The 12,327-nt window shown below is 55.0% G+C and carries 12 protein-coding genes; all 12 read left to right on the plus strand.

Annotated features, from left to right (window positions below; all coding sequences use genetic code 11):
- Positions 1–26: 26 nt before the first annotated feature.
- The 12 genes from rpoC to rplV all read left to right on the plus strand — a co-directional run bounded on the left by rpoC (position 27) and on the right by rplV (position 12,321).
- Entirely contained in the window at positions 27–4,226 is a 4,200-nt protein-coding gene (rpoC, locus tag ACQ4OB_RS04310) for a DNA-directed RNA polymerase subunit beta' (protein WP_007896632.1), read from the plus strand.
- Positions 4,227–4,442: 216 nt separating this feature from the next.
- Positions 4,443–4,814 carry a 30S ribosomal protein S12 gene (gene rpsL, locus ACQ4OB_RS04315; protein ID WP_002555494.1) on the plus strand — a complete coding sequence of 124 codons (372 nt, stop codon included), beginning with the start codon at positions 4,443–4,445 and terminating at the stop codon, positions 4,812–4,814.
- A gap of 118 nt (positions 4,815–4,932) precedes the next feature.
- Positions 4,933–5,403, plus strand: a complete 471-nt coding sequence (rpsG, locus tag ACQ4OB_RS04320) for a 30S ribosomal protein S7 (protein ID WP_002555493.1) — start codon at positions 4,933–4,935, stop codon at positions 5,401–5,403.
- Between the two features lie 30 nt (positions 5,404–5,433).
- Entirely contained in the window at positions 5,434–7,539 is a 2,106-nt protein-coding gene (gene fusA / locus ACQ4OB_RS04325; protein WP_074871335.1) for an elongation factor G, read from the plus strand.
- A gap of 31 nt (positions 7,540–7,570) precedes the next feature.
- The gene (tuf, locus tag ACQ4OB_RS04330; RefSeq protein WP_008145495.1) at positions 7,571–8,764 is read left to right on the plus strand and encodes an elongation factor Tu; all 1,194 of its coding nucleotides are present in this window, start codon (positions 7,571–7,573) and stop codon (positions 8,762–8,764) included.
- Positions 8,765–8,905: 141 nt separating this feature from the next.
- On the plus strand, positions 8,906–9,217 hold the full coding sequence (gene rpsJ, locus ACQ4OB_RS04335; RefSeq protein ID WP_003186070.1) for a 30S ribosomal protein S10: 312 nt from the start codon (positions 8,906–8,908) through the stop codon (positions 9,215–9,217).
- Positions 9,218–9,297: 80 nt separating this feature from the next.
- A complete protein-coding gene (gene rplC, locus ACQ4OB_RS04340; RefSeq protein ID WP_003186059.1) occupies positions 9,298–9,933 on the plus strand; it encodes a 50S ribosomal protein L3 in 636 nt (211 codons plus the stop codon).
- A gap of 12 nt (positions 9,934–9,945) precedes the next feature.
- Complete coding sequence (rplD, locus tag ACQ4OB_RS04345) at positions 9,946–10,548, plus strand: 50S ribosomal protein L4 (protein WP_007896707.1); 603 nt, start codon at positions 9,946–9,948, stop codon at positions 10,546–10,548.
- Positions 10,545–10,844, plus strand: coding sequence for a 50S ribosomal protein L23 (gene rplW, locus ACQ4OB_RS04350; protein WP_002555488.1), 300 nt, complete (start codon positions 10,545–10,547; stop codon positions 10,842–10,844). The genes rplD and rplW overlap by 4 nt, the downstream gene beginning before the upstream one ends.
- A gap of 14 nt (positions 10,845–10,858) precedes the next feature.
- Positions 10,859–11,683, plus strand: a complete 825-nt coding sequence (rplB, locus tag ACQ4OB_RS04355; protein WP_003176423.1) for a 50S ribosomal protein L2 — start codon at positions 10,859–10,861, stop codon at positions 11,681–11,683.
- A 16-nt stretch (positions 11,684–11,699) separates the two neighbouring features.
- A complete protein-coding gene (gene rpsS / locus ACQ4OB_RS04360; RefSeq protein ID WP_002555486.1) occupies positions 11,700–11,975 on the plus strand; it encodes a 30S ribosomal protein S19 in 276 nt (91 codons plus the stop codon).
- A 13-nt stretch (positions 11,976–11,988) separates the two neighbouring features.
- A complete protein-coding gene (rplV, locus tag ACQ4OB_RS04365; protein ID WP_003103908.1) occupies positions 11,989–12,321 on the plus strand; it encodes a 50S ribosomal protein L22 in 333 nt (110 codons plus the stop codon).
- Positions 12,322–12,327: the final 6 nt, after the last annotated feature.

The raw sequence follows: 12,327 nt of genomic DNA on the forward strand, positions 1-12,327 counted from the left end.
TCTCTGCTCCGCCAGGAGGAAAGGCCTTGAAAGACCTACTGAATTTGCTGAAAAACCAGGGTCAAGTCGAAGAGTTCGACGCCATCCGTATTGGATTGGCATCGCCTGAGATGATCCGTTCGTGGTCGTTCGGTGAAGTTAAAAAGCCGGAAACCATCAACTACCGTACGTTCAAACCTGAGCGTGACGGCCTGTTCTGCGCCAAGATCTTTGGCCCGGTAAAGGATTACGAGTGCCTGTGCGGTAAGTACAAGCGCTTGAAGCACCGCGGTGTGATCTGCGAGAAGTGCGGCGTTGAAGTCGCGCTGGCCAAAGTTCGTCGTGAGCGCATGGCGCACATTGAACTGGCTTCCCCGGTTGCCCACATCTGGTTCCTGAAGTCGCTGCCGTCGCGTATCGGCTTGCTGATGGACATGACCCTGCGTGATATCGAACGCGTTCTCTACTTCGAGAGCTATGTCGTTATCGATCCAGGCATGACCACCCTTGAAAAAGGTCAGCTGCTCAATGATGAGCAGTACTTCGAAGCGCTGGAAGAGTTCGGCGACGATTTCGATGCCCGCATGGGTGCCGAAGCTGTCCGTGAGCTGCTGCACGCTATCGACCTGGAGCACGAGATTGGCCGCCTGCGTGAAGAAATTCCGCAAACCAACTCCGAAACCAAAATCAAGAAGCTGTCCAAGCGTCTGAAGTTGATGGAAGCCTTCCAGGGTTCCGGCAACCTTCCAGAATGGATGGTGCTGACCGTTCTGCCGGTTCTGCCGCCAGATCTGCGTCCACTGGTCCCGCTGGATGGCGGTCGTTTCGCGACTTCCGACCTCAACGATCTGTATCGTCGAGTGATCAACCGTAACAACCGTTTGAAGCGTCTGCTCGATCTGTCCGCTCCGGACATCATCGTGCGCAACGAAAAGCGTATGTTGCAGGAAGCCGTCGATGCACTGCTCGACAACGGTCGTCGTGGCCGCGCTATCACTGGTTCCAACAAGCGTCCTCTGAAATCCCTGGCTGACATGATCAAGGGTAAGCAGGGTCGTTTCCGTCAGAACTTGCTCGGTAAGCGTGTTGACTACTCCGGTCGTTCGGTAATTACCGTGGGTCCGACCCTGCGTCTGCACCAGTGCGGTCTGCCGAAGAAGATGGCTCTCGAGCTGTTCAAGCCGTTCATTTTCGGCAAGCTGGAAATGCGTGGTCTCGCTACCACCATCAAAGCTGCCAAGAAGATGGTCGAGCGCGAGCTGCCAGAGGTTTGGGACGTTCTCGCTGAAGTGATTCGCGAACACCCGGTTCTCCTCAACCGTGCACCGACCCTTCACCGTCTGGGTATCCAGGCGTTTGAACCGGTACTGATCGAAGGTAAGGCTATCCAGCTGCACCCTCTGGTCTGTGCTGCGTACAACGCCGACTTCGACGGCGACCAAATGGCCGTGCACGTACCGCTGACACTGGAAGCCCAGTTGGAAGCGCGTGCGTTGATGATGTCGACCAACAACATTCTGTCGCCAGCCAACGGTGAGCCAATCATCGTTCCGTCGCAGGACGTTGTATTGGGTCTGTACTACATGACTCGTGAAGCGATCAACGCCAAGGGCGAAGGTCGTGTGTTCGCGGATCTGCAAGAAGTTGACCGTGTGTTCCGTGCCGGCGAAGCCGCACTGCACGCCAAGGTCAAAGTGCGGATCAACGAAACCGTCAACGATCGTGATGGTGGCAGCGTCAAGAACACCCGTATCGTCGACACCACTGTCGGCCGTGCGCTGTTGTTCCAGGTTGTTCCACCTGGCCTGTCGTACGACGTCGTCAACCAGCCGATGAAGAAAAAGGCGATCTCCAAGCTGATCAACCAGTGCTACCGCGTGGTTGGTTTGAAAGAGACCGTGATCTTCGCTGACCAGTTGATGTACACCGGTTTTGCCTATTCGACCATTTCCGGCGTTTCCATCGGTGTTAACGACTTCGTTATCCCGGATGAAAAAGCCCGCATCATCGGTGCTGCTACCGACGAAGTGAAAGAGATCGAAAGTCAGTACGCCTCCGGCCTGGTAACCCAGGGCGAGAAGTACAACAAAGTGATCGACCTTTGGTCCAAGGCGAACGACGAAGTTTCCAAGGCGATGATGGCCAACCTCTCGAAAGAGAAAGTCATCGACCGTCATGGCGTCGAAGTCGACCAGGAATCCTTCAACTCGATGTACATGATGGCCGACTCGGGCGCACGGGGTTCTGCTGCGCAGATCCGTCAGCTCGCCGGTATGCGTGGTCTGATGGCCAAGCCGGACGGTTCCATCATCGAAACGCCGATTACTGCGAACTTCCGTGAAGGTTTGAGCGTACTTCAGTACTTCATCTCCACTCACGGTGCTCGTAAAGGTTTGGCGGATACCGCGTTGAAAACTGCGAACTCCGGTTACCTGACTCGTCGTCTGGTAGACGTGGCGCAGGATCTGGTAGTAACCGAGATCGATTGCGGCACCGAACATGGCTTGGTAATGACTCCGCACATTGAAGGCGGTGACGTTGTTGAGCCGCTGGGTGAGCGCGTATTGGGTCGTGTTATTGCCCGTGACGTGTTCAAGCCAGGTACCGAAGAAATCATCGTTCCTGCCGGCACGCTGGTAGACGAGAAGTGGGTCGAGTTCATCGAGCTGAACAGCATCGACGAAGTGATCGTGCGTTCGCCGATCAGCTGCGAAACCCGCTACGGCATTTGTGCCAAGTGCTACGGCCGTGACTTGGCTCGTGGTCACCAGGTGAACATCGGTGAAGCGGTCGGCGTTATCGCTGCCCAGTCCATCGGTGAGCCGGGTACCCAGCTGACCATGCGTACGTTCCACATCGGTGGTGCGGCAAGCCGGACCTCCGCAGCCGACAGCGTTCAGGTGAAGAATGGCGGTACCGTCCGTCTGCATAACCTGAAGCATGTTGAGCGAGTGGATGGTTGCCTGGTTGCTGTGTCCCGTTCCGGTGAGCTGGCGATCGCTGATGACTTCGGTCGTGAGCGCGAGCGTTACAAGCTGCCGTACGGTGCTGTGATTTCGGTTAAAGAAGGTGACAAGGTCGACGCTGGCGCAATCGTGGCCAAGTGGGATCCGCACACTCACCCAATCGTTACCGAAATGAAAGGTACCGTGACCTACGTGGGCATGGAAGAAGGCATCACGATCAAGCGTCAGACTGACGAATTGACCGGTATGACCAACATTGAAGTACTCGACGCCAAAGACCGTCCAGCTGCCGGTAAAGATATCCGTCCTGCTGTGAAGATGGTTGATGACAACGGCAAGGATCTCTTGCTGCCGGGTACCGACGTAATTGCTCAGTACTTCCTGCCTGCTAACGCCCTGGTCGGTGTAGCGGACGGTGCGAAAATCGCGATCGGTGATGTTATCGCTCGTATTCCGCAAGAGACTTCGAAGACCCGTGACATCACCGGTGGTCTGCCGCGTGTTGCCGACTTGTTCGAAGCCCGTCGTCCGAAAGAAGCCTCGATTCTGGCTGAAGTCAGCGGCACCATCGCGTTCGGTAAAGAGACCAAAGGCAAGCGCCGTCTGGTCATTACCCCGAACGACGGTAGCGATCCGTACGAAGAGCTGATTCCGAAGTGGCGTCACCTGAACGTCTTCGAAGGCGAACAGGTAAACCGCGGCGAAGTTATCTCCGACGGCCCGAGCGATCCACACGACATCCTGCGTCTGCTGGGTGTGAGTGCGCTGGCCAAGTACATCGTGAACGAGATCCAGGACGTTTATCGTCTGCAAGGCGTGAAGATCAACGACAAGCACATCGAGACCATCCTGCGTCAGATGCTGCGTAAAGTTGAAATCGCTGAATCCGGCGATTCCAGTTTCATCAAGGGCGACCAGATGGAATTGACTCACGTACTGGTAGAGAACGAGCGTCTGGCTGGCGACGAGAAATTCGTTTCCAAGTTCACTCGTGTACTGTTGGGTATCACCAAGGCGTCGTTGTCCACTGAATCGTTCATCTCGGCGGCTTCCTTCCAGGAAACCACTCGCGTGCTGACCGAGGCGGCGGTAACCGGCAAGCGCGATTACTTGCGCGGCCTGAAAGAAAACGTGGTCGTGGGTCGTCTGATCCCGGCTGGTACCGGTCTGGCTTATCACAGCGAGCGCAAGCGCCGCCGTGATGCTGACAAACCGTTGCGCGTAAGCGCCAGTGAAGTGGAAGCTGCACTGACCGAAGCGCTGAACTCGAGCGGTAACTGAGTTCTGCGGTAAATGAGCGTAAGGCCCTGGCCATTCCGTTCATCGAATCGAGACAATTTGTCGAGGTTGGATGAGCGGGGAGGTCGGGGCCTTGCCTTGACTGGGGGCAAGATCCTCTTTAGACTCTTGTACCCCTAAATTTGGCGGGAATTCGTTCCTGCCATTTTGCTTTTCTTGCAAGACAATAGCGTCGCAAGACAACAGTGGAGCTAGTAGATGGCAACTATCAACCAGCTGGTACGTCAGCCGCGTAAGCGTATCGTCGAGAAATCCGACGTGCCTGCGCTGCAGAACTGCCCGCAACGTCGTGGCGTATGCACCCGTGTGTATACCACCACGCCGAAAAAACCTAACTCGGCACTGCGTAAAGTATGCCGTGTGCGTCTGACCAACGGTTTCGAGGTTTCCTCGTACATCGGCGGTGAAGGCCACAACCTGCAAGAGCACAGCGTGGTACTGATCCGCGGCGGTCGTGTAAAAGACTTGCCAGGTGTTCGTTACCACACCGTACGCGGTTCTTTGGATACTTCCGGCGTTAAAGGTCGTAACCAGGGTCGCTCGAAGTACGGTACCAAGAAGCCTAAGTAGTAACGGCTTTTTGTAAAAACTGATTTTCTATTTTTCTGAGTCGATAAGAGTAAGGTCGGAGGCGTCCCGAAAGGGCACCGATTCCGAGCGAACCTGAAGACCGTTTGAGGGCTTATCCATGCCAAGAAGACGCGTAGCAGCCAAGCGCGAAGTGCTTGACGATCCAAAATACGGAAGCCAAATCCTGGCCAAGTTCATGAACCACGTAATGGAAAGCGGCAAGAAAGCCGTTGCCGAGCGTATCGTTTATGGCGCGCTGGAGAAGGTTAAAGAACGCAAGAACAGCGACCCCCTGGAAATCTTCGAGAAAGCTCTCGACGCCATCGCTCCGCTGGTCGAAGTAAAGTCGCGCCGTGTAGGCGGTGCTACTTACCAGGTTCCGGTTGAAGTTCGTCCGTCCCGTCGTAACGCCCTGGCAATGCGCTGGTTGGTAGACTTCGCCCGCAAGCGCGGCGAGAAGTCTATGGCTCTGCGTTTGGCTGGCGAACTGTTGGACGCTGCCGAAGGTAAAGGTGCTGCAGTTAAGAAGCGTGAAGACGTGCACCGTATGGCTGAAGCTAACAAAGCTTTCTCGCACTACCGCTTCTAATTTTAGCGTCACTAATTTTGCGAGGGCTTTATGGCTCGTACTACACCGATTAACCGCTACCGTAACATTGGTATCGTTGCTCACGTGGATGCTGGTAAAACCACCACCACCGAGCGCGTCCTTTTTTACACTGGCAAAAGTCACAAAATGGGCGAGGTGCATGACGGCGCCGCGACCACAGACTGGATGGTGCAGGAGCAGGAGCGTGGTATTACCATTACTTCTGCTGCTATTACCGCTTTCTGGCAGGGTTCCGAGAAGCAGCACAAGGACCAATACCGCTTCAACGTTATTGATACCCCGGGCCACGTTGACTTCACTATTGAAGTTGAGCGTTCCCTGCGTGTACTCGATGGCGCGGTCGTTGTGTTCTGCGGTACCTCGGGTGTTGAGCCTCAGTCGGAAACCGTATGGCGTCAAGCCAACAAATACGGCGTTCCACGTCTTGTTTATGTAAACAAGATGGACCGTGCTGGTGCAAACTTCCTGCGCGTGATCGGTCAGATCAAGCAGCGTCTGGGTCACACTCCGGTGCCAATTCAGTTGGCTATCGGTTCCGAAGATAACTTCCAGGGTCAGATCGATCTGATCGCCATGGAAGCTGTTTACTGGAATGACTCTGACAAAGGCATGGTTCCAGTTCGCAAGCCAATCCCTGCTGAGCTGCAGGAACTGGCTGACGAATGGCGCGGCAACATGGTTGAGGCTGCGGCCGAAGCCAGCGAAGAGCTGATGAACAAGTATCTCGAAGGTGAAGAACTCACCAACGTGGAAATCAAGGCCGCTCTGCGTCAGCGTACTATCGCTGGTGAGATCGTTCTGGCTGTTTGTGGTTCTTCCTTCAAGAACAAGGGTGTTCCCCTGGTTCTCGACGCCGTTATCGACTACCTGCCGGCTCCTACCGACATTCCTGCCATCAAGGGTACTGACCCGGATGACGAGACCAAGGAAATGGAGCGTCACGCAGACGACAGCGAGCCGTTCTCGGCTCTGGCGTTCAAGATCGCTACCGACCCATTCGTGGGTACCTTGACCTTCGTTCGAGTTTACTCGGGCGTGTTGGCCTCCGGCGACGGCGTGATCAACTCGGTTAAAGGCAAGAAAGAGCGCGTGGGTCGTATGGTGCAAATGCACGCAAACGCCCGTGAAGAAATCAAGGAAGTACGCGCTGGTGACATCGCGGCCTTGATCGGCATGAAGGACGTCACCACTGGCGAAACTTTGTGCAACGCTGACAAGCCAATCATCCTGGTTCGCATGGACTTCCCGGAGCCGGTTATTTCGGTTGCCGTAGAGCCTAAGACCAAGGACGACCAGGAAAAAATGGGTATCGCTCTGGGCAAACTTGCTCAGGAAGACCCGTCTTTCCGCGTCAAGACTGATGAAGAGACTGGTCAAACGATCATCTCCGGCATGGGCGAGTTGCACCTGGACATCCTGGTTGACCGGATGCGCCGTGAGTTCAACGTCGAAGCCAACATCGGTAAGCCTCAAGTTTCGTACCGTGAGCGCATCACGAAGAGCTGCGAAATTGAAGGCAAGTTCGTTCGCCAGTCCGGCGGTCGTGGCCAGTTCGGTCACTGCTGGATTCGTTTTGCTCCTGCTGACGAAGGTCAGGAAGGTCTGCAATTCCTGAACGAAGTAGTGGGTGGTGTGGTTCCTAAGGAATACATCCCGGCTATCCAGAAGGGTATCGAAGAGCAGATGAAGAACGGCGTTGTAGCCGGCTATCCGCTGATCGGCCTGAAGGCTACCGTGTTTGATGGTTCCTACCACGACGTCGACTCCAACGAGATGGCGTTTAAGGTGGCTGCTTCCATGGCGACCAAGCAACTGGCCCAGAAGGGCGGTGGTGAGTTGCTTGAGCCGATCATGGCGGTAGAGGTTGTTACGCCTGAAGACTATATGGGTGACGTGATGGGCGACCTTAACCGTCGTCGCGGCATGATCCTGGGTATGGAAGACACGGTCTCCGGCAAAGTGATTCGCGCCGAAGTTCCGCTGGGTGAGATGTTCGGTTACGCAACCGACGTACGCTCCATGTCCCAAGGTCGCGCAAGCTACTCTATGGAATTCAAAAAATACAATACGGCTCCGTCGCACATCGTCGAAACCGTAACCAAAAAACAAGGCTGATTCAGCCCCTTTAGGCTAGGAGTTAATTGTCGTGGCTAAAGAAAAATTTGACCGTACCCTCCCGCACGTCAACGTTGGCACCATCGGTCACGTCGACCACGGTAAAACCACGCTGACCGCTGCTCTGACTCGTGTCTGCTCCGAAGTTTTCGGTTCGGCTGTTGTTGCTTTCGATAAAATCGACAGCGCTCCAGAAGAGAAGGCTCGTGGTATCACCATCAACACCGCGCACGTTGAATACAACTCGCTGATCCGTCACTACGCTCACGTTGACTGCCCAGGTCACGCTGACTATGTGAAGAACATGATCACCGGTGCTGCTCAGATGGACGGCGCTATCCTGGTTTGCTCGGCCGCTGATGGTCCGATGCCACAAACCCGTGAGCACATCCTGCTGTCCCGTCAGGTTGGTGTTCCGTACATCGTTGTCTTCCTGAACAAGGCTGACATGGTTGACGACGCTGAGCTGCTGGAACTGGTTGAGATGGAAGTGCGCGATCTGCTGAGCACTTACGACTTCCCAGGTGACGACACTCCGATCATCATCGGTTCGGCTCTGATGGCTCTGAACGGCCAAGACGACAACGAAATGGGCACCACTGCCGTTCGTAAACTGGTTGAGACTCTGGACAGCTACATTCCAGATCCAGTCCGTGTTATCGACAAGCCGTTCCTGATGCCAATCGAAGACGTATTCTCGATCTCCGGTCGCGGTACTGTTGTAACTGGCCGTATCGAGCGCGGTATCGTCAAGGTTCAGGATCCACTGGAAATCGTTGGTCTGCGTGACACTACCGTCACCACCTGCACCGGTGTTGAAATGTTCCGTAAGCTGCTCGACGAAGGTCGTGCTGGCGAGAACTGCGGCGTGCTGCTGCGCGGCACCAAGCGTGACGACGTTGAGCGTGGCCAGGTTCTGGTCAAGCCAGGTTCGGTTAAGCCGCACACTACCTTCGAAGCCGAAGTGTACGTGTTGAGCAAAGAAGAAGGCGGTCGCCACACTCCGTTCTTCAAAGGCTACCGTCCACAGTTCTACTTCCGGACCACTGACGTGACCGGTAACTGCGAACTGCCGGAAGGCGTTGAAATGGTAATGCCAGGCGACAACATCAAAATGGTTGTCACCCTGATCAAAACCATCGCAATGGAAGATGGTCTGCGTTTCGCTATTCGTGAAGGCGGTCGTACCGTCGGCGCTGGCGTCGTAGCCAAAATCATCGCTTAATAAGTGATGACTTGAAAAAGCCCCCGCCTAGCGGGGGCTTTTTTATTGGGTTGACACTGTAGTAGCCCGTCTATAGAATTGCGCCTCCTTTTAACGGGCGTATTGCGCTCGGTGGGAATAGCAGCCGGAGTCTGAAATCCAATGCAAAATCAGCAAATCCGTATCAGGTTGAAGGCTTTTGACCATCGCCTGATCGACCAATCCACCCAGGAAATCGTGGAAACCGCGAAACGTACTGGTGCTCAAGTGCGTGGTCCAATTCCACTGCCTACCCGTAAAGAGCGGTTCACCGTTCTGGTCTCCCCGCACGTCAACAAAGACGCGCGCGACCAGTATGAGATCCGTACTCATAAGCGCGTTCTGGACATCGTCCAGCCAACGGATAAAACCGTTGATGCTCTTATGAAGCTTGATCTTGCGGCCGGTGTGGAAGTGCAGATCAGCCTCGGCTAAGACTCGGTCTTAGTCGTGTAACGCTCTGAAATGGGCGGCCATAGCGGGTGAAAGCCCCGTACACTCATGAGGTTTACAACATGACTATTGGTGTAGTCGGTCGTAAATGCGGTATGACCCGTATTTTCACCGAAGAAGGTGTCTCCATTCCGGTCACGGTCATTGAGATCGAACCGAATCGCGTCACCCAGTTCAAAACTGAAGAGACCGATGGCTATCGTGCAGTGCAAGTCACTGTAGGCGAGCGTCGTGCTTCGCGTGTTACAGCTGCTCAAGCTGGCCACTTCGCTAAAGCGAACGTTGCCGCTGGTCGTACCGTAATGGAATTCCGTCTTGAAGAAGGCGAGTACCAGGCCGGCGATCTGATCAACGCTGAAATCTTCGCTGCTGGTCAACTGGTTGATGTAACCGGTCAGTCCAAAGGTAAAGGCTTCCAGGGTACGATCAAGCGTTGGAATTTCCGCGGGCAAGATAATACCCACGGTAACTCCGTATCCCACCGCGTTCCAGGCTCTATCGGCCAGTGCCAGACTCCTGGTCGTGTATTCAAGGGCAAAAAAATGTCCGGTCATATGGGCGCTGAGCGCGTGACCGTGCAGTCCCTCGAAGTAGTGCGCGTGGACGCTGAACGCAATCTGTTGTTGGTCAAGGGCGCTGTTCCTGGCGCTACTGGCGGCAACTTGGTTGTACGTCCAGCAGCCAAGGCTCGCGGTTAAGGGGAAGCTGACATGCAATTAAATGTAAATGACGCTCAAGCGATCGAAGTTTCCGAACTGACATTTGGCGGCGAATTCAACGAGACGCTGGTTCACCAAGCAGTCGTGGCCTACATGGCCGGCGGCCGTCAAGGTAGCAAGCAGCAAAAGACCCGTTCCGACGTTCGTGGTGGCGGTAAGCGCCCATGGCGTCAGAAAGGTACTGGCCGTGCTCGTGCCGGTACTATCCGTAGCCCAATCTGGCGTGGCGGCGGTACCACTTTCGCAGCTCGTCCTCAGGATCACACCCAGAAGCTGAACAAGAAGATGTATCGCGCAGCAATGCGTTCCATCCTTGCTGAGCTGGTGCGTACTGATCGTCTGGTTGTGGTTCAGGACTTCGCTGTTGATGCACCGAAGACCAAAGATCTGCTGAACAAACTGACCGGCATGGGCCTGACTGACGTCTTGATCGTGTCTGAAGTGGTTGATCAGAACCTGTACCTGGCTGCTCGTAACCTGCCACACGTTGATGTACGTGACGTGCAAGGTTCCGATCCAGTTAGTCTGATCGCATACGACAAGGTGTTGATCACCGTGTCGGCCGTGAAGAAATTCGAGGAGCTGCTGGGATGAACCAGGAACGCGTATTTAAAGTTCTGCTTGGCCCGCACGTTTCCGAGAAGGCTACGGTTCTGGCTGACAAGAAAGGCCAGTTCGTTTTCAAGGTTGCAACTGACGCAACCAAGCTGGAAATCAAGAAGGCCGTCGAAAGCCTGTTCAGCGTGAAAGTAGAGCGTGTTACTACCCTGAATGTTCTGGGTAAGAGCAAGCGCACTGCTCGCGGTCTGGGCAAGCGTAATGACTGGAAGAAGGCAGTTATCTCCCTTCAGCCAGGCCAAGATCTCGATTTCAGCAGCAGTGCTGAGTAAGGAAGGGGTGCATCATGGCAATCGTTAAATGCAAACCGACTTCCCCTGGCCGCCGTTTTGTGGTCAAGGTGGTCAACCAGGAGCTGCATAAAGGCGCTCCTCACGCACCGCTGCTCGAGAAAAAATCGAAGACTGGTGGTCGTAACAACAATGGTCGCATTACCACTCGTCACATCGGTGGTGGCCATAAGCAGCATTATCGTCTGGTCGATTTCCGTCGCAACGACAAAGATGGCATCTCTGCCACTGTCGAGCGTATTGAATACGATCCAAACCGTACTGCTCACATCGCTCTGCTGCTGTACGCAGATGGCGAGCGTCGCTACATCATCGCCCCTAAAGGCGTGAGTGCTGGCGACCAGCTGATCGCAGGTGCTCTGGCGCCGATCAAGCCGGGCAACGCTCTGCAACTGCGTAACATTCCAGTTGGTAGCACCGTACACGGCATCGAATTGAAGCCAGGTAAAGGCGCGCAAATCGCTCGTTCCGCTGGTGCTTCGGCTCAGCTGATCGCTCGTGAAGGTGTCTACGTGACCCTGCGTCTGCGTTCTGGTGAGATGCGTAAAGTGCTGGCTGAATGCCGCGCGACCTTGGGCGAAGTCTCGAACTCCGAGCACAGCCTGCGTTCGCTGGGTAAAGCTGGTGCCAAACGCTGGCGTGGCGTTCGCCCAACCGTTCGTGGTGTTGCCATGAACCCGGTTGACCACCCACATGGTGGTGGTGAAGGTCGTACCTCTGGTGGTCGTCATCCGGTATCGCCATGGGGCTTCCCGACTAAGGGCGCGAAGACTCGTGGTAATAAGCGTACCGACAAAATGATCGTCCGTCGTCGCAAGTAAATAGAGGGATACGACAGTGCCACGTTCTCTGAAAAAAGGTCCTTTTATTGATCTTCACCTACTGAAGAAGATCGAAGTGGCGGCGGAAAAGAACGATCGCAAACCAGTTAAGACCTGGTCGCGTCGTTCGATGATCCTGCCACAAATGGTCGGTTTGACCATTGCAGTGCATAACGGTCGTCAACATGTTCCAGTTCTCGTGAACGAAGACATGGTCGGCCACAAACTGGGCGAGTTTGCCGGTACCCGCACATATCGTGGGCACGTGGCAGACAAGAAAGCCAAGCGTTAAGGGGTAAGGAACGATGGAAGTAGCCGCTAAGTTGTCGGGCGCTCGAATCTCCGCCCAGAAAGCCCGCTTGGTCGCCGACCAGATCCGCGGGAAGAAGGTGGGCGAAGCGCTCAACCTGTTGGCTTTCAGCAGTAAGAAAGCCGCCGAGATCATGAAAAAAGTGCTGGAGTCGGCCGTAGCCAACGCCGAGCATAACGAAGGCGCAGACGTTGATGACCTTAAAGTCAGCACCGTTTTCGTCAACGAAGGGCGTTCGCTGAAGCGAATCATGCCACGTGCCAAAGGCCGTGCTGATCGCATCGTCAAGCGGTCTTGCCATATCACTGTCAAGGTTGCTGACAAGTAACGGAGT

Source organism: Pseudomonas sp. ES4 (assembly GCF_050586665.1).
Taxonomy (GTDB): domain Bacteria; phylum Pseudomonadota; class Gammaproteobacteria; order Pseudomonadales; family Pseudomonadaceae; genus Aquipseudomonas; species Aquipseudomonas frederiksbergensis.